19 protein-coding genes and 2 pseudogenes are annotated in these 18,346 nt (G+C 36.9%); 8 read left to right on the top strand and 13 right to left on the bottom strand.

What is annotated here, in order from left to right; translation table 11 throughout:
• The first annotated feature begins 84 nt into the window (after window positions 1-84).
• Together AS4_RS10430 and AS4_RS10425 are read left to right on the top strand one after the other, a co-directional pair.
• On the top strand, window positions 85-426 hold the full coding sequence (locus tag AS4_RS10430; RefSeq protein ID WP_051065603.1) for a helix-turn-helix transcriptional regulator: 342 nt from the start codon (window positions 85-87) through the stop codon (window positions 424-426).
• Window positions 427-439: 13 nt separating this feature from the next.
• Entirely contained in the window at window positions 440-1,678 is a 1,239-nt protein-coding gene (locus AS4_RS10425) for a type II toxin-antitoxin system HipA family toxin (protein ID WP_096734080.1), read from the top strand.
• Between the two features lie 341 nt (window positions 1,679-2,019).
• Here the strand turns inward: AS4_RS10425 and AS4_RS10420 are convergent, their stop codons facing one another.
• The 4 genes and pseudogenes from AS4_RS10420 to AS4_RS10405 all read right to left on the bottom strand — a co-directional run bounded on the left by AS4_RS10420 (window position 2,020) and on the right by AS4_RS10405 (window position 6,270).
• Entirely contained in the window at window positions 2,020-2,913 is an 894-nt protein-coding gene (locus tag AS4_RS10420; RefSeq protein WP_096734079.1) for a hypothetical protein, read from the bottom strand.
• A complete protein-coding gene (locus AS4_RS10415; protein WP_171478437.1) occupies window positions 2,910-3,980 on the bottom strand; it encodes a GNAT family N-acetyltransferase in 1,071 nt (356 codons plus the stop codon). Before AS4_RS10415 ends, AS4_RS10420 begins: the two co-directional genes overlap by 4 nt.
• Before the next feature lie 23 nt (window positions 3,981-4,003).
• Window positions 4,004-5,438, bottom strand: a pseudogene (locus AS4_RS10410) (aspartate aminotransferase family protein).
• 76 nt (window positions 5,439-5,514) lie between these two features.
• The gene (locus tag AS4_RS10405; RefSeq protein ID WP_096734077.1) at window positions 5,515-6,270 is read right to left on the bottom strand and encodes a MipA/OmpV family protein; all 756 of its coding nucleotides are present in this window, start codon (window positions 6,268-6,270) and stop codon (window positions 5,515-5,517) included.
• 367 nt (window positions 6,271-6,637) lie between these two features.
• On the opposite strand from AS4_RS10405, the gene AS4_RS10400 reads away from it, so the two are divergent.
• The 5 genes from AS4_RS10400 to AS4_RS10380 are packed head-to-tail and all read left to right on the top strand — an operon-like array spanning window position 6,638 to window position 10,251.
• Entirely contained in the window at window positions 6,638-7,357 is a 720-nt protein-coding gene (locus AS4_RS10400) for an MtnX-like HAD-IB family phosphatase (RefSeq protein WP_096734076.1), read from the top strand.
• On the top strand, window positions 7,354-8,244 hold the full coding sequence (locus AS4_RS10395) for an alpha/beta hydrolase (protein ID WP_096734075.1): 891 nt from the start codon (window positions 7,354-7,356) through the stop codon (window positions 8,242-8,244). The genes AS4_RS10400 and AS4_RS10395 overlap by 4 nt, the downstream gene beginning before the upstream one ends.
• Entirely contained in the window at window positions 8,241-8,600 is a 360-nt protein-coding gene (locus tag AS4_RS10390) for an EamA family transporter (RefSeq protein ID WP_004821440.1), read from the top strand. Before AS4_RS10395 ends, AS4_RS10390 begins: the two co-directional genes overlap by 4 nt.
• The gene (locus tag AS4_RS10385) at window positions 8,597-8,995 is read left to right on the top strand and encodes a DMT family transporter (RefSeq protein WP_004821438.1); all 399 of its coding nucleotides are present in this window, start codon (window positions 8,597-8,599) and stop codon (window positions 8,993-8,995) included. The genes AS4_RS10390 and AS4_RS10385 overlap by 4 nt, the downstream gene beginning before the upstream one ends.
• Before the next feature lie 53 nt (window positions 8,996-9,048).
• The gene (locus tag AS4_RS10380) at window positions 9,049-10,251 is read left to right on the top strand and encodes a DegT/DnrJ/EryC1/StrS family aminotransferase (RefSeq protein WP_096734074.1); all 1,203 of its coding nucleotides are present in this window, start codon (window positions 9,049-9,051) and stop codon (window positions 10,249-10,251) included.
• A 260-nt stretch (window positions 10,252-10,511) separates the two neighbouring features.
• Here the strand turns inward: AS4_RS10380 and AS4_RS10375 are convergent, their stop codons facing one another.
• The 9 genes and pseudogenes from AS4_RS10375 to AS4_RS10335 form a co-directional block, all read right to left on the bottom strand.
• Window positions 10,512-10,619, bottom strand: a complete 108-nt coding sequence (locus AS4_RS10375) for a DUF2474 family protein (RefSeq protein WP_004821434.1) — start codon at window positions 10,617-10,619, stop codon at window positions 10,512-10,514.
• 107 nt (window positions 10,620-10,726) lie between these two features.
• Window positions 10,727-11,731 (bottom strand): cytochrome d ubiquinol oxidase subunit II, encoded by a 1,005-nt coding sequence (gene cydB / locus AS4_RS10370; protein WP_004821432.1) that lies wholly within the window; start codon window positions 11,729-11,731, stop codon window positions 10,727-10,729.
• Window positions 11,731-13,167 (bottom strand): cytochrome ubiquinol oxidase subunit I, encoded by a 1,437-nt coding sequence (locus AS4_RS10365; RefSeq protein WP_004720575.1) that lies wholly within the window; start codon window positions 13,165-13,167, stop codon window positions 11,731-11,733. The genes cydB and AS4_RS10365 overlap by 1 nt, the downstream gene beginning before the upstream one ends.
• Window positions 13,158-13,322, bottom strand: a complete 165-nt coding sequence (locus AS4_RS10360; RefSeq protein WP_227548153.1) for a hypothetical protein — start codon at window positions 13,320-13,322, stop codon at window positions 13,158-13,160. Before AS4_RS10360 ends, AS4_RS10365 begins: the two co-directional genes overlap by 10 nt.
• A 135-nt stretch (window positions 13,323-13,457) precedes the next feature.
• A complete protein-coding gene (locus AS4_RS10355) occupies window positions 13,458-13,895 on the bottom strand; it encodes a DUF2946 domain-containing protein (protein ID WP_004720578.1) in 438 nt (145 codons plus the stop codon).
• Window positions 13,896-14,147: 252 nt separating this feature from the next.
• A pseudogene (locus tag AS4_RS10350) lies at window positions 14,148-14,333 on the bottom strand (AraC family transcriptional regulator); the annotation flags it as partial.
• Window positions 14,334-14,398: 65 nt separating this feature from the next.
• Window positions 14,399-15,001 carry a nitroreductase family protein gene (locus AS4_RS10345; RefSeq protein WP_034610445.1) on the bottom strand — a complete coding sequence of 201 codons (603 nt, stop codon included), beginning with the start codon at window positions 14,999-15,001 and terminating at the stop codon, window positions 14,399-14,401.
• 922 nt (window positions 15,002-15,923) lie between these two features.
• The gene (locus AS4_RS10340; protein WP_004720580.1) at window positions 15,924-16,415 is read right to left on the bottom strand and encodes a hypothetical protein; all 492 of its coding nucleotides are present in this window, start codon (window positions 16,413-16,415) and stop codon (window positions 15,924-15,926) included.
• 200 nt (window positions 16,416-16,615) lie between these two features.
• Window positions 16,616-17,512 carry a LysR substrate-binding domain-containing protein gene (locus tag AS4_RS10335; RefSeq protein WP_096734073.1) on the bottom strand — a complete coding sequence of 299 codons (897 nt, stop codon included), beginning with the start codon at window positions 17,510-17,512 and terminating at the stop codon, window positions 16,616-16,618.
• A gap of 129 nt (window positions 17,513-17,641) precedes the next feature.
• Between AS4_RS10335 and AS4_RS10330 the strand changes: the two genes are divergently transcribed.
• Window positions 17,642-18,322 (top strand): hydrolase, encoded by a 681-nt coding sequence (locus tag AS4_RS10330; RefSeq protein WP_096734072.1) that lies wholly within the window; start codon window positions 17,642-17,644, stop codon window positions 18,320-18,322.
• The last annotated feature ends 24 nt before the right edge of the window (window positions 18,323-18,346 follow it).

Below are 18,346 nucleotides of genomic sequence, written 5' to 3'. Positions count from 1 at the left end.
GAACTCAAATTATAAAAATAAGACATAAAATCCACGTTAACCATGATAATATACATTTTATGTCATGTTTTGGATGATGTTGCGATGAGAACTTCGGCGCATAATTTTATGCTTGATGGTGTGGAAGACATGTTGACTCAAATTGGGACGAATATCAAAAAAGCCCGACTTCGACGTAATATGACCATTCATGATTTGGCCAATCGCATTCATGTAGATAACCGAACGATCTCACGTATGGAAAAAGGTGATCCAAGTACCAGCCTAAAAAATGTGATTTCAGTTTTAGTGATCTTTGGCCTTGAACATACCCTAGGCTCACTCGCGAATCCTGAGTTGGATGAAGTTGGCTTAGCACTCGAAAATCGTAATAGTTCAGTACGTGCAAGATTAAAAAAACAGTCTGTGATTAGTGATGATTTCTGATAGGTAAATAAACATGGATGAAGTTAAAGGATGTTATGTTTTCATAGATACAGGCTCCCAGCCAACAATTGCTGCACACTATTCTTATGAAAAGCCAATTTATCGCTTTCTTTATGGTCAATCATACTTACAACGTGCAGATGCCTTCCCTTTAGATCCACTTAATCTAAGCTTTCAGTCTTATAACAAACCATATGAAACTATTTCTAAAGATGGTTTTGGTGTACTTGCAGATGCAACACCAGACAATTGGGGGAAACGCTTAACCAATGCCTTACACCGTAGAACACCATTAAATCAATTGGAATGGTTACTCGCTTCACAAGGAAATTCAGTCGGCTGTATTGTTGGAAGCTTGTCTAAATCGCATATAAAAAACAATTCAAATATCATTCAATATGCAGAATTAGAAACTTTCATACAAATTACTGAACTCATCGAAAAAAAACGAGATCCGTTTGAGATGAAACTTGAACAACTCGAATTAAATAAGCTGTTATATAACGGGGCTTCAATGGGCGGAGCCAGACCCAAAACCCTTGTGATGTATAAAAATAAAGAATGGATTGCCAAATTTAATAAAAGTGATGATTTGTTTGATACCTGTAAAGTCGAATATGCTTCGCTAAATATGGCACGAGATATGGGGCTCAATACATGTAATGCCGAACTAACAGAATGTGCCGGTCGCCCTATTCTCTTAGTTGAACGCTTTGATCGAAACTGCCCTGAACGTAAAAAGCACTATATAAGTGCCAATAGTTTGCTCAATATTCAGAAAATTCGTATAGGAGATCCTAAAATGTCCTATATGAGTATTGCCAAAGTCTGTAGTCAGATTTGTTTTGATGCTATCAGTAATCAAAAAGAACTCTATAAGCGGATGGTGCTGAATGTCATGATTAGCAATACTGACGATCATTTAAAAAATCATGGTTTTTTGATGTATGACATGAAAAAACAACATTATGCTTTAAGCCCGCTTTTTGATGTTTTACCTCATGGTATGCCAAGCTCATTTCCAAATGAACATGCTCTGGTTTTAGGCAATGATGGACGGTTTGGAAGCTATGACAACCTTATCAGTCGTAGCAATGCCTTTGGACTCAACCTAGATCAAGCTAGAGATTGTATTAAGGATGTCCGTGATGTTCTCGAAAATAGAGAAAAATACCTGTTAGATGCAGGTCTTAAACCCACAGAAATTCGTCAATTAGAACCCTATTTCTATTTAGATACCCTCAAAAACTAAAGTTCAACAATGCCAGCCATTTATATACTATGGATAATGAAAACATTGATCAGAATGAATCGGTATTTAACCATTCATCTTGGCAAGAAAATGATCCAAACATGACATAAAATCCATTTTAAATTAGATAAAGTACTTTTTATGTCATTATAAAAGAGAAAATCCAATTGCATTTATTTAATTTTGCTTAGGCTATTTTGTTGTTTTACAATGATCCTTAATCCTACTTTTTTACGATAATAAGCTAAAACATCAGAAAAAACTCTTGCTGCGGTATACATGATCAAGATCGTAAATCAAAAATAATTGCTGTTATAACATGGGACCGAATACGATCTGTTTTATTCATCTATTTTCCAGGCGTGATGAATACTGTTAAGCAATCTTTGATTTAATGCTTGCTGATGTATTTGCCATTGAGCAATTTCAATTTGGGTCGGCTCTTGTTGCCCATCGGATTCACTTAAAAACCTTTTCAATCGACTTTGATAATGAAAAGCTGAGACATCCCCAGTAATATCGGCTCCGATTAGACGCGCTGAACAAGTTTGAATTAGATCCTGCAAATGTTTTTCTAAAAAATGCCCTTGATCCCAATTGGTCATCACCACATCTTTAGACAACACATCCTTATCTATAGATAAATATATAGGTAGATCAATTTTTTGTATTTCATTAAAAAAATCTGACATTAATTGGTCTGGCTCATCATAACCATGCCATGCATGTTGTGCGCCAATCCATTGGGTCCAATTCGCCTTTTGTTGAATACTCCAATAATGCAATTTACCCTTATATAAAGGAGACCAATGGTTTTCCCATGCATGTTTTAAGCTAATATCACTTGAGCTGATGCCGATCACATCGATCCGGGCGACCTGCGGCAATCGACTGGCCCAATACACCCATGAACCGCAGTGTATTCCAAACGGATAACGCATATTGTCAGGGTGATTGTCACAAACAATTAAATGAACAGGTTCATTGTTTGTTATCCGTTTTAAAAGCAGTTGGGTTATATGATGATAATCACCACTTCCCATAAATACACAACCCAATTGATCTGATGGAGGTAATTGCTCAGCTAGATAATCTTCAAGTTGCTGAAATTTTTTCCAATGACATCCAAAACGGATTTGTTCTTGCCAACTGGCAAGATCGATGTTTTGCGCAGCATTCGAAATCTCGACTGAACCATCAAAATTGAGAACAACATGTTGCCTAATGTTATTCATGATTTTGACTCCTGCATACTTTCATGCCAATGTGCATCTGCTTCAAACAAATGGCGTAGTCGTCTGAGTACAAATCTTAATATAGGTTGTTTAATCCATACTAAATGCCGTGTAAACGTAAACTTAGCACCCAACTGAGCCTTTACTTCAGGGTCTGTCCAGCCAGCTATGTAAAATTTTAAATGATGTTGTTTGGCATAATCCAGATTGATGAACCAACTGATAAAATAAAGATTATATTCAATGGCTAAGGGATAATTTAAACCAATATATTTATCAACAAGATTCCCTTGGTACTCAAAACAAATGTTATATCCCACTAAAATTTGCGCTTTCCAATACAAAAAGACTTTGCCACCATTCTCAGCATCTTGCAAAATTTCATCAAAAAACTCAGCAGTGAGTAAGTCAAAGTGAACCTCACTTTGATTGTAAACATTTAAAAATAACTGATATAACTGCGCTCGAAATGCGTGCTGTGCAAATTGTTGTGCACCTGTATCGAGTATCTCAACCCGTAAATCGTCTAAGCTTTTCAACTTGCGTTTCAAATTTTTACGGCGGCTTTTTGAAAATTTTGCTAAATAATCTTCTCGATTTTCAAAATCAATTGGCACATAAGCCAAAGCTTGCCCTTCTATCGCCAGAAAACCGGCACGCTCTGCAACTTCAATGAATTGCTGACTATAGAGATTCTCTCGCGCAGTTAATAAGGGCGAATTTATCGGTAAATCTTTAATAATCGTTAAACTTTGCTGGCCTATACGTTGCTTGAGTTGTTGCAGCAAATCACTGACCAGTAAACTACTGATAAGCGGGCTATATTCGGTTACGGTCGTTCCAATAAAACATGTTTTTAAATGCAAAAACCGACCCCAATATGAATAACCTAATGTAGATTCAATGCGTTTTTTTACAGGAAGATCTAAAGTCGTGAGTAGATTAAAATCTGTTGTAAAAAAAGTTAAAAAATCGCTTGAATCATTTACATCAAACATCTTAGGTGGATGCTGAATAAAAGCATCTACCAGTGAATGTGGTTCCAATTGATTGAGATCAGTTTGCATTGTCATAAATTCAACCTACTGAATCACAGCTCTTTTTTAGCACGTAGTAATAACTGCTCTAATAAAACCATTGCTTGATCAATTTCAGCACGTGAGATTTCCAAGTTTGGTGCAAATGTAATCACATTTTTGTAATAGCCGCCCACATCTAAGACTAGACCACATTTTTCACCTTGATACTCCAAAGTACCTGAAAGACCAATATCTACCATTTTGTCCAATAATGCTTTATTTGGAGTAAAGCCATCCACTTGACATATTTCTGCACGTAAAGCTAAGCCTAACCCATCAACATCACCAATTTCAGGATGGCGTTTCTGTAGATCTTTTAAGCCTTCAAGGAAATATGCACCACTTTCCATAATTTGTTTTTCATAATCTTTCTCGGCCAGCATTTTCATGACTTCAAGCCCCACTGCCGTACCCAATGGATTTGATGCAAAAGTCGAGTGCGTTGATCCAACAGGGAAAACTTCAGGATTAATGATTTCTTCTTTTGCCCAAACGCCTGCAAGCGGATTTAAACCATTGGTCAGAGCTTTACCAAATACCAATACATCTGGGGTAATACCGAAATGTTCAAATGACCACAATTTACCAGTACGATAAAAGCCCATTTGGATTTCATCAACAACCAATAAAATTCCATGCTCATCTAAAACTTTTTTTTAACTCTGGATAAAAATTCATAGGTGGAATGACATAACCACCTGTTCCTTGAATCGTTTCAATATAGAAAGCGGCAAATTCACTTTCGCGAACTTTAGGATCCCAAACACCATGATATTCATTTTCAAATAAGCGTTTAAACTCAGCCACAAGTTTTACTGCATACTCTTCAGCTGTCATCCCTTTAGGACGTCTAAAAGGATATGGGAAAGGAATAAATTGAGCACGTTCACCAAAATGACCATAACGACGGCGATAGCGATAGCTTGAGGTAATTGAAGAAGCCCCTAAAGTTCGACCATGATAGCCGCCTTCAAAAGCAAACATACGGCTTTTACCATGACAGAAATTTCGCACCAATTTCAAGGAATCTTCGATCGCTTGTGATCCACCAACATTATAGTGAATACGTCCCTTTACGCCGGTCTTTTTCAACATATCTTCGGCAATGACTTTGCTCAATTCAATTTTAGTTGGGTGTAAATATTGGCTGGCAATTTGAGGTAAGGTATGAATTTGATTAATTAATGCTTGGTCTAGGCGTGGGTTTTTATAACCAAAATTAACTGCTGAATACCACATTTGAAGATCAAGAAATGGCGTGCCTTGGTCATTGTAAACATAGCTACCTCGACAATCTGTAAAAATATTAGGCGGATTGACATAATGCACGGTATCGCCATATGAACAATATTTGGCTTCATCCGCCAAGAGTTGTGCTTCATCTAATGGTTCACGTTTTGTCATGGCCTGACCTTCTGAAAAAAGATGGTTTTCTTTGATATTCATGTTGTTACCTTTTTCGAGCTTTTAATTGATTCAGTTTTGTTTTGAAACAAAATCTGAGTGGAGAAATGAGTTACATTCAAAATTTATATTTGATGCCGATGGATGGATAAATATCTGTACGTCGGTCAATCATTGGACTATTTGTTTGTTCCTTTGAAAGAAAATCGACGTTTAAAGTGCCAAAAGCACTCCAATCTTTTGAAATCTGGTAATCAGCTGCCATCCCTAAAAAAGGATGAAAGCTTGAGCTGGGTTGATAACAACTGATACCTGTGCGTTGGGCTTCTAATGAACTTACGCCATAGTAATATTGGTTATATTTAGCATTGTTCCATTGCACGCCGATTTCAGGATAAAAAGACCATTTACCACGACTGATTTCGGCCAGATAAGATACTGTGGCAATCGTGCCCTTACTTCGAGAAAGTACGTCTGTTCCAATCTGGGCCTTAAAACCCCCAAATGGTGTTATTCGCATATAACTACCACCCGCCATGACTGACCATTTACGGCGTTGTAGTCCAGTCAGCTCCCCACTCGGGTCATAACTGCTGCCATCGTATGCAGCATTTAACCGCAGTTCATTGTGATCATCATTTAAAAGATAAACACCGGCTTCATCGCCTTCTAAATAAACGCGACCGTTATCATAGAAAGCTGTAGGTAATAAGCTCTGATAGGTACGTTTTCCTTTATATGGCTGAAAATCGACAGTGTAATTTGCACCAATACTTAAAGCTGCAGGCTGATCATCATTTGCATATACATAGGATGAACTAAGTAGTATTCCGATAATCGGCGCAAGTTTTATGGGTTTTAAATGATTATTCATATTTCGGTCCATTCAACGCATTTTTATAATGACTTCAAATCTGAAATCAGCATATTTGCGATGTGGGCTAAATATGAATTTGCTTTCTTATGCGAATCTTAAAAAAAAGTAAAATTCCATTAACATTGTTTTGTTTTGTGACCCGAAACTTAATTCATTTAAAAATATGAATTTTAAATTCATTTAATTTAAGATTATAAAAAAATAAGCTATTCATTTTTAATAAATTAAATAATTTTAATAAATTACACTTTTTTACAATACAGCAACGTCATCTTTTTGCCACTAATTTCCCATAAGATTTAATTAAGAATCGAAAATTAATTTATGTGACAAGTTTATTAAAATAACAGTGGTAAAACTTATTATGTTCCTGATAAGCCCGCAACAGAATACGACCTCACAAAACCTTTGGCATATATTATGTGATTTTGATGGGACTATTAGTTTAAATGATACAACTGATCATTTATTGGAAACTTTTGCCCTAGATGGATGGCAAGCCATTGAGCAGCAATGGGAACAAGGATTGATTGGCTCAAAGCAATGTATGCAACAACAAATCGCTTTATTGCATATGAATCAACAAGCGTTTTATCAATGTTTAGATCAAATAGAAATTGATGCTGGTTTTTTAAATCTAGTGCAATTAAGCGCCTTACATAACATACCGCTGACCATTGTTAGCGATGGTTTAGATCTGGTGATTCAATATATTTTATCTAAGTATAATCTTGGGCATCTTCCAGTTATCGCGAATCATTTGGTTCAAGTAAATGAATACCAATGGCGATTAGAATTTCCAAATACCAATTTAGCCTGTAAAAGTGCAAGTGGCACCTGTAAATGCAAAATTGCTGAGATGAATCATCAGGCAAATATTATTTTAATTGGCGATGGTCGTTCAGATTTTTGTCTTGCCGAAAGTGCAAATTATGTCTTTGCAAAAAAATCCCTGATTGAACATTGCCGCGAAAAACAAATTTTATATACCCCTTTTAAAAATATTACAGAAATTCATCAACCTTTAGAAAAGTTACTGATGAGTGATTTTGAACTTGATCCAACGATTATGGTGCTTGCATGATTAAAGATAACTCATTCTTCATGAATGGAAGTCGTACTGGTGTACTACTGATCCATGGTTTAACAGGCACACCTAATGAAATGCGTAGTGTGGCAAAGCCCTGTCAGCAAATGGGCTATAGTGTCTTAGCCGTACAGCTCGCAGGACATTGCGGAACAATGCAAGACTTGGTCCAAACCAAATGGGAAGATTGGTATACAAGTATTTGCCAAGCTGCTGAAGAATTAAAAAAGCATACTGATGAAATATTTGTCATTGGATTATCTATGGGCTCGTTATTGGCACTTAAATATGCTTCAGAACATCCAGTTGCTGGAGTGATTTGTTATAGCCCAACATTTAAATTTGATGGTTGGAGTATTCCACGATGGTCAAAAATACTCGCCCCTATCGTTTTACCCATCGTTTCGCATTTAAATATTTTTAAAAATAGTGCCTTTGATGAAACTGAGCCTTACGGCATTAAAAACCAACAATTGCGTATGCGTATTCTAGAAGCCATGAAAAGTGATGATAGTAGTAAAGCTGGATTGCCAGGTAATCCTTGGCATTCACTTTATCAGATGCAACGCTTATCCAAAAATGTGGGTAAAAATTTATATAAAGTTACCGCTCCGACGCTTTGTTTACATGCATTTCATGATGATATTGCGGATAAAAAAAATAGTCAGTTGATCTATGACAAAGTATCGGGCCAAAAACAATTAATTTGGCTTTACGAAAGCTACCATATGATCACGATTGATAACGATCGTAAACAAGTCATTGAAGCATCATTAAATTTCATCAAGCAACATCAACAATTGGCTGTTATTTCCAACCCTGTAGAAAAGTCAGCTGAAATAAGCACTGTTGAAGCGAATTTAAAACATGGTGAACCTGCGTGAATTTAGCTATTGCTGCTGTCTGGTTTCTAACTATTGTCATTGATACTGTCGGTCAACTGGCTTTTAAGGCAGCAGCGTCAGAAAATACTCAACATGATGGCATTGCACATTGGAAAGCAATGGCAATACGCCCCTGGATTTGGATTGGTATCACCAGTTATATCATTGAGTTTTTCACTTGGCTTATTTTCCTTTCCTTAGTCCCGTTGTCTGATGGTGTGATGTTAGGCAGTATCAATATCGTTGTCATTCTTATCGCTGGACGTTTATTTTTTAATGAAAAGCTCACACGTAATCGACTGATCGGTGTCATCTTAATTAGTTTAGGTGTCACTGTTGTGGGATTAGGCACATGAAGCTATTTTATATCATCGGTTTTATCATATTAATGTCTTTTGACACCTTGGCCCAAATCAGTTTTAAATTTGCGTCCATCCATGCAATGCCACTGACTTATGATATGGCTTGGTTAATCCGTATCTTGAGTCATTATTGGATTTATGGGGCAATTATTGGCTATATCGGGGCCTTTTTTACATGGATGACTTTACTCAAACATGCACCTGTTGGACCTGCCTTTGCTGCATCACATTTGGAGTTGATTAGCGTCACGCTTCTGTCTATATGGTTGTTTAATGAACCACTCACCTTTGCAAAAGTACTAGGCGCAACACTGATTTTAATTGGTGTACTTTTCTTAGCAAAAGATGAGTCAAAACAACATCTTTCAACCAATGAAGTACTGAAGTAAAACCACACTCTATTTGAACCAATACATGGGAATATGACTTACGACATCTAAATATGAAAAAAGAAATCCCACCGACCAATGGCCTCACGATTAATTTTAGAGATCTGTTTCCTTCTGCTCGTCAAACAGATCTATCCACATATCTAAGCCATTTACTCAACATTCCTCAACCGAGTTTAACTTGCTCAGGTACAGTTGCTCTAATTCTTGCCTTGCAAACGCTAGAAAAAAGACAGCCAAAACGTAAACAAGTCATTATTCCAGCATGGACATGTCCGTTGGTGGCACTGGCGATTGAGAAAATAGGATTAACGCCCGTTCTATGTGACATAGAAACCAATAGCTTAAATTTTGAGATTCAACAACTACAACAATTAACCAATGCAAATACCTTGGCAATTGTGGTGACGCATTTTGCTGGTCTGGTTTATGATTTTAGCTTAGTCCAAGAAATTGCCCGACATTATCAGACCTTTATCATTGAAGATGCTGCTCAATCTATGGGTGCTAAAACCCATTATCAAAGCGTAGGGCTAATTGGAGATATTGCATTTTTTAGTCTGGCTTTTGGCAAAGGACTAACCAGTGCTGAAGGAGGTGTATTGTTTAGTCGGGATCTAGAAATCAACCAGCAACTTTATGAGAGCTCCTTAACATTACCTCTGCTCAAGCAATGGGAGCTGAAACGTTGTTTGGAGTTGATGGCGTATAGTTTGCTTTATCGTCCTGAAACTTTAACATGGCTCTATGGCAAACCTTTGCGTAAGGCGCTAGAAAACCATGATGAAATCACAGCTGTAGGTGATAACTTTGATCTAGACAGTATCCCTATTCATCAACTTGGAAAATGGCGCAGTCAAGTCGCAGCACATGCCAGTACACGCCTTCCACTACATTGGCAACAAGCAAGACAGCGAGCTAAAAAGCGTATCTTACAATTAAGATTATTGCCAAACTTACATATATTTGATGAACAGATAAATACTCAGGCAACTTTTCCCTTTTTGATTTGTTTTGTAGAAAACGAAAGATTATGTCAAAAAATATTAGATGAACTTTGGTGCTCAGGTTTAGGCATAACCAAACTTTTTGTACGTTCAATTTCCCACTATCCAGCGTTATCGCATATACATGCCGATACGCCAAATGCAACGCGCTTCGCAGCACAAAGTTTTACCATTAGTAATTCAGCTTGGTTAGAGGAGGATGATTTTCAAATTATTTTTAAAGTACTAGAAAAAATTCTAACCACATAGAATTAAGCCCAATCTGAGTAACATCTATTTAAAAAAACAATTTACCTTTGTCACGTCATATAACCCATTCAATAAAAACCAAACCGTTTTCACCCTTGGCCTGATTTAATCAAAGATGATCATTTTTTGATTGATGAAAAAAATTTATTAATTTGTTAGAAGCCGCTTATATACAGATTATTTTTATTGTCCATTCGCTAAAACAAAAAATTAAATTAAAAATGAGGAACATAGTTCCTCATTTTTAATTCAGTAAAACCTTAGTAGGCCAATTGAATCAACATTCTAAAAAAACCAGCAATAATCGCCAATGTTAGAAATCCACCTAGCCATAACACGACAAACCATTGTGTTTGAGATAGTTTCATACTTGCTTACCTCATTTAAAGCTTTAAATTTTTACCCTGCTGCATGTTTAATCTTGCTTAGGCTATTTTTTACTCAAGCCAAAAGACTAAACATGCGACTTTTAAGTTTAGTGATAACCTTCATCACCAATTCGAACTTTGTCTCGGAACACCCAATACGAAAGCCCGGTATAGATCAAAATAATTGGAATTAAAATCAATGCACCAATTAAAGCAAATAATTGACTGCTCTGTGGCGCAGCAGCTTCCCAGATAGTCACTGATGGCGGAATAACATAAGGCCACAAACTGATGATAAACCCAGTATAAGCAAGGAAAACCAAAGCCAAGGTATAAAGGAATGGACTCAGTTCATAACGCTTTTTACATGCGCGAAGCACAAGAAAAGTAAACAGCACTACCAATATTGGTACAGGACTAAAATACATCAATTGTGGTTGGCTAAACCAACGTGCTGCAATTTCAGGATGCGCCATTGGGGTATAAATACTGACTGCGCCAAAGATGACAAACAAAGCAACGATTAATTTAGGCATCAACTGATACATACGATCTTGTAAATCAAGTTCAGTTTTAAAAATTAACCATCCACAACCCAGTGCTGCGTAAAGTACAACAACACCAATACCTGTAAACACAGTAAACGGCGATAACCAGTCTAAACCACCACCTGCATACATATGGTTTTCAACTTTAATCCCTTGGATATACGCACCAAGAATCATCCCTTGGAAAAAGCTGGCAAGAATTGATCCACCAATAAATGCTTTGTCCCATAAATGTTTGGTTCGATTGGCTTTAAAACGAAACTCAAAAGCCACACCACGAAAAATTAAAGCAATCACCATAAGGATAACTGGCATATATAATGCGGATAATACAGTGGCATAGACCATTGGAAACGCCGCATATAATGCTGCACCGCCCAGTACCATCCAGGTTTCATTACCATCCCAAACAGGTGCAACGGTGTTCATCATCACATCACGTTCGTGTTGATCCTTAACAAAGGGAAATAAAATCCCAATCCCTAAATCAAAACCATCTAATACTACATAGATGAATACACCAATGGCGATAATGACAATCCAAATCAGAGATAAATCAATCATTATTTACGCTCCTGTTCATTGGAATCAACGCTATCTTCAACACTCGTCAATGGACGTTTAGAGGCCAAAATAACCGCTTCTTCACTATGCGCTACACTTTCTGGTGTGGCGTAGATAAATTGTGGACCTTTGTGCATCAATTTCAACATATAGTAAATGCCGATGCCAAATACGATGCAATACACCACAACGAAAATAATTAAAGTGAGGCCAACTTGTTCCGCAGAAACTGGAGATAAAGCATCTTTGGTCCGCATCACTCCATATACCACCCAAGGCTGACGACCAACTTCTGTGGTAAACCAACCTGCAAGCAAGGCAATAAATCCTGAAGGTCCCATAGCAAAAGCAAAACGGTGTAACCATTTGTTTTCATAAAGCTTGCCGCCTTTGCGTAGAAACAATGCCATCACAGCGAGTAAAATCATCAGCATGCCCATTCCAACCATGATTCTAAAGCTCCAGAACACCACAGTAGAATTAGGACGATCTTCAGGTGCAAACTCTTTTAAGCCTTTTACCTCACCATCCAGCGTATGGGTCATAATTAAGCTACCAAGATTTGGAATACCGATAGCATATTTAGTTTCTTCTGCTTGCATATCTGGAATACCAAACAGATATAGCGGCATGCCCTCACCTTTGTTGGTTTCCCAATGCCCTTCAATCGCTGCAAGTTTAGCAGGCTGGTGTTTTAAGGTATTTAGACCGTGATTATCACCGATGAGAACCTGTAATGGTGCAAGGACCAGAATCATCCACAATGCCATAGAGAACGATTTTTTGATTAATGCGTCACGGCGTCCTTTTAATAAATGCCAAGCAGCAGTTGCAGCCACCAGTAAGGCTGAAACAAGGAATGCTGCTGCTGCCATATGGGCTAAACGGTAAGGAAATGAGGGGTTAAACACAATTGCAAACCAATCTTGCGGCACGATAATCCCATTTTCGATGCTAAAGCCTTGTGGTGTTTGCATCCAACTGTTTGAAGATAAAATCCAAAACATTGAAATACAGGTACCAATCGCCACCATAGCCGTTGCAAAGAAATGCGCCCGAGGACCTACGCGTCCCCAACCAAAGAGCATAATGCCAAGGAAACCGGCTTCTAAGAAAAATGCGCTCAGCACTTCATAAGCCAGTAATGGACCAGTTACCGAGCCTGCAACACGTGAAAATTCACTCCAGTTTGTTCCAAACTGATAACTCATCACCACGCCAGAAACCACGCCCATCCCAAAAGCGACAGCAAAAATTTTCACCCAGAATTTAAATAAATCTTGGTAAACAGGATTTTGAGTTTTTAGCCAGCGCCATTCAAGCACAGCTAAAAAGCTTGCAAGCCCGATAGAAATTGAAGGAAAAATAATATGGAAAGAAACAGTAAAAGCAAACTGAATACGCGCCAATTCTAAAGCAGTTAATCCTAGATCCATGACATCACCTTATTCATTGGTAAAGTTGGTAAAGATTGAATTTTGAATACATTGATAAACATTTTTTGTTGTACAAACTCAGCATACGCCTGAACATTCAGTACAATCTGTTGTTTTCTTTTTGCTGTATTTTTAAACAATACTAAAAATAGCATGCAAAGGCTGCTTTCCTGCAAATCGAGGAAATTTTGAAAAATCATGATCATTCTCTACACAATAAATTCGAAATACGATCGCATGGCTTTAAAGCCTTTATTTAAAAATGCTAAACCTATGGATCGGTGAATGTGTTATGCAAAGACTACAGGTGGGGCTCGCCCTTGAGGAATCAGAAACAGGCGTTGTAATTGAAAATAGACATGCTGAAAGTTTTCAACATAAGCCATTAAACGTACTTGAATACGCACTAGGATTTCTTTTACGCCAATTTCTGGTGGCATCACTAAATTGCCATATACCACACAATACTGGCACTGGTGGTTAATGTCATGATGATCATGACTTGAGCTGCTTGCTTGCTGGGCTTGATCTAAATGCAAATAGTGATGAATAAAACTAGATTCTTGCTCATGATGAAGATGTGCATGTGTTGGTCGCAATAAAGCTTGAGTGATGTCTTCACAGACCGGAGCAATTTGATACTGCTCAGGTAATAACGGCTGTAAAAAAACCGCAAGCTGTAAAAATACTGTCGCAAATGCCAGCAACAGACCACTGCTTCTTAACACAATTGATTGCTCATATTGAGAGAGATAGAAAAAAGTATAAGTTTGCTTTTAACTGTAGATCTTTAATTTGAAATAAAGAACCAACTGCATAAAAACCAAGCATATCACTCAACTTTTCTAGTTTTACTATAGTACATTTAAATTTTAAATCAAAGCCTCTTTAGCACTTTTTTGGAAATCGTTTTCTTTTTTAATGATTTGTTTATTATATAGCAATGATCAATAAAACTTAAAAAAGCATCCATCGTCGCCTCAGCTTTTAGTGAGTAAATAGCACCAGCTCAACTTTCGAGCTAAATTCAATTGAAAAGCTGATACTCGACGACTGAATCTACAACGATATTCTAAGGGTGTTAAGCCGGTTTTCTTTCTAAACAATCTGCGAAAAGAACTTGGGTCTAGATAACCGACACTTTGCATAATCAGATCAATGGATTGATTAGCATTTTCAATAGCAAAACTTCTTGGCTGAGCAAGCCAAGAAGCTAGAGAAAATAAAACTATTATTTAAACACTTTAAAACGCACAGCATCATCGATATAGGCTTTTTCAGCAGCCTCCGCTTCAATTGAACCAAACACCAACTGTGCACGAAGTTTCCAAGTTTTGGGTATATCCCATTCCGCATGGACTTGTTCATCGACAATTGGATTGTAGTGCTGTAAGGATGCACCAATACCCTCGCTATTTAAGGTTGTCCACGTTGAAAATTGTGCGATTGCTGTAGAGTGTTCAGCCCAAATCGGAAAGTTTTCTGCATAAGCTGGAAATTTTTCTTGTAAGTTTTGGATCACATCTAAATCTTCAAAGAAAAGAACGGTACCAAAGCCTGCGATAAAACTGTCTATTTTAGTCTCTGTTTTTAAGGCACTTGCTTCATCTTTGGCATAGGCTTTGAGTTGAACTTTTACAAAGTTCCAGAACTTCTCATGTTCAGCATTAAACAAGATCACTGCACGAGATGATTGCGAGTTAAAAGAAGATGGGCTTTGTTTGATCGCTTGCTGAATCAAATCAGTAAGATGCTCAGGAGATTGATTAACATGACGTCCAATCGCATAAATTGTACGGCGTTTATGAATTAAATCTAAAAAATTATTCGACATTGCTGAATATCCTTGGATATATCCCCGGGGAAATCCGATACTTTAAAAAAGATTATCAAGATATTTTAAAAAATCATAACAAGTATGAATTGATTAAAACCAAAAGTATTACAGCATAAAAAAACTTGCTAGAAATATCTACTTTTGTCATATGTTTCTAAGCAAAACTGAATTAGCAGAAATATAAGGGTCTGTTGACATTTCATAAATGGCTTGCGTTGTAGGTTAAAATTGAGCAGACAAGGCAGGAAACGAAGAGAATAGCGAGACTATTTTCGAGTTTCATAACGTAGGCTGAGATAATTTTAGCCACAACCCTGAGCAAGAACAAAGCACTGCTTTGTTTGCAGCGCAAGGCGCAGCGGGGGACTTGTGTGTTTTTTGCCGCTACGTCGTTACGAACTACTCATTTAGAATGACTAAATTTCGTATTTCGAGCCTAGTATCGCCTAAAAAACACACGTAGTCGCAAACGTAGACGAATTATCAACAGACCCTAAGCAACTCCTAGATATAGAAATCACGACATATACCATCCATCAATCAACAATCAGAAGTTTTATCCTACAAACGCGTAATAAAGAAGATTGAATAAGAAGTACCAGCATTTAAAATTAAATCATAAAGACTTGCTAAATGAATGATCTCATTTAAATCATTGTCATCATGCTTAAACAACTGCCGAATAAAATCTAAGCATTAAAAATGTTTCCACTCAAAATTTAGATATCGCAATTGGTTAAAAAATGAAAGTTTTAAATATATTAAGTATCATCAGTTCAATATTTATTCTATTTTTTATGTTTTATACGCTTGGGCCTACAATTTAAAAAACTTAAACAGGTGAATAAAAAATAAAAGGCGGTTTAAAACTGCCTTTTATACTTGAATTTGAGCATTTCAATTTATTGCTAATTTTTGACTAGAAATTAGCATTCAGCACTTTGGCAGGTACAGAATTTTTCCAAATATCTCGTAAAGTAGGTAAATAGAATTTTTCACCTAACTCAACCAATTCAGCGTCAATCAATGCATGTGTTTCATGCATAAATAAGTAGTCCAGTTCAACCGTAGACAATTGTTGCTGCTTTTTTGCAAATTCTTTACGTTTGGCTTGAGCTTGTTTAAGCAGTTGGTCTGCGAAATTTTTATTCTTATATTGGCTAATCGCTTGTAAACGTAACTCAATCACACCCCAACCTGTAAGGAGTTTCTTAAAAATCTCAAAATCTTCAGTTGTAGATTCCCAAGTCATTTTATCCAAGTCTTCATCATCAGGAAGTACTGGGAGTAAAATTTCCATTACACTTGGAAAAATCTTTTTGAAATTTAAAATAAATTTAACAGGGTGCTCACCAGGGTAATCTTTAAACTGCACATTTTCCTGAACATCTGTTAAATAAATTGATAACATTAAAAAATCCTTAATTAAAATACTGTTTACTATAACGTTATTGGTCATCTTGCAGCCTAAATACAAAATAAAAATAACATGAAAACAGCGAAAGAAATGCATTCTAACAATTATGACAGTTTATTCAATGCCAATTGCAGTATTCACCTGTTGTCGATCAAAGATATTGGTGGGTGAATAAAGCTGATTCTTGTAAAGAACTAAACTTGATCAAACTCAGTGACCAAAAACTCGATTAAAGCTTTTACCGATGGTAATAGGCCTCTTCTAGAAGTATAGGCCAAATGAATAAGCTCTGGCATCGGTTCCCACTCAGGAATCACTTTAACCAGTCTGCCCGCTTTTAAGTCTTCAGCAATAATTAATTCAGGTAGTTTTGCAATTCCCAAGCCATCTAAAGTCGCTAAATGCAATGCACTTAAATCTGTAGTCGTTAGCCTCGGCTCATCCTTAACCACATATAGTTCATTATTAGAATTATAAAGATTCCAATGATAATCAAAGGACAAAGACTCCATCATTAAAATAGGCAATCTTGTTAATTCTTCTGGTGTTTTAATCAAGAAATGTTGATTCAACAAATCAGGGCTTGCGACAATAAATTGTTTTGAAATGGATAGGCTACGTACAATTAAATCACTATCTTTTAAAGGTAAGGGTCTGATTCGAATTGCAACGTCATAACGTTCATTAAACAAGTCTACCTTTCTATTTGTTGCTTCCACATGCAATTTAACTTTCGGATAAAGCGCTAAAAACTTATTCAACATTTTACTGACATTAATATGCAATAAATTTGTAGGGCAAGAAATTTTTACAATTCCAGTCGGCTCTGCGCTTAACAGTGCGATTGCCTCATCAGCTGATTCAGCTTCCACAAGCATTGCTTTACAGTGTTGTAAATATATGTTCCCGACATCTGTAATCGAAATTCTTTTGGTCGTTCGATTGAGAAGTTTTACTCCTAAACGGTTTTCTAATTCCGCAACTCTTCGACTTAACAATGATTTAGTCACACCCAACGCATTACTTGCAGCTGAAAAGCCGCCATATTCAATCACTTTGGTAAAATAATACAGGTCATTTAAGTCTTTCATCATATCCCCCTTAAATATCGCAACTGTTCTCTATATAAGACAATATGTCATATAAATAGCATAATTCAATATTTGTCCTACTGTTAGTATTAAAAACAGCAAATGATTGCTTAACTAAGGATATATAAAATGTCTACTCCAGCTAATTTTAATGGCCAAGCCCCAGTGATTGATGTAAATGATTCCGTTATGCTGTTAATTGATCATCAAAGTGGTTTATTTCAAACCGTTGCTGATATGCCAATGAAAGAACTACGCCAACGCGCAGCAGCCTTAGCTAAAATAGCATCATTATCAAACATGCCTGTCATTACCACGGCCTCAGTTCCTCAAGGCCCCAATGGCCCACTGATTCCTGAAATACACGCAAATGCGCCCCATGCAAAATATGTCGCACGTAAAGGCGAAATTAATGCTTGGCATAATCAAGAATTCGTTGAAGCGGTTAAAGCAACAGGTAAAAAGACCCTGATTATTGCGGGTACGATTACCAGCGTGTGTATGGCTTTTCCAGCGATTAGTGCAATTGCTGATGGCTATAAAGTTTTTGTTGTGGTTGATGCATCAGGTACATATAGCAAAATGGCACAAGAAATTACCTTAGCACGTGTGGTTCAAGCAGGTGCGGTACCGATGGATACAGCGGCGGTTGCTTCAGAAATTCAACAAACTTGGAACCGTGAAGATGCTGCTGAATGGGCTCAAGTGTACACTCAAATCTTCCCTGCTTATCAATTACTGATTGAAAGTTATTCAAAAGCACAAGAAGTTGTGACAAACAAAGAAGTACTTGATTCAGTGCGTAAATAATTTTAAATCAATGATGATTTTAGA

This window comes from Acinetobacter guillouiae, assembly GCF_002370525.2.
GTDB classification, from domain to species: domain Bacteria; phylum Pseudomonadota; class Gammaproteobacteria; order Pseudomonadales; family Moraxellaceae; genus Acinetobacter; species Acinetobacter guillouiae.
The sequence above is the reverse complement of the archived record's forward strand: the minus strand, read 5'-3'. Positions and strand labels throughout refer to the sequence as shown.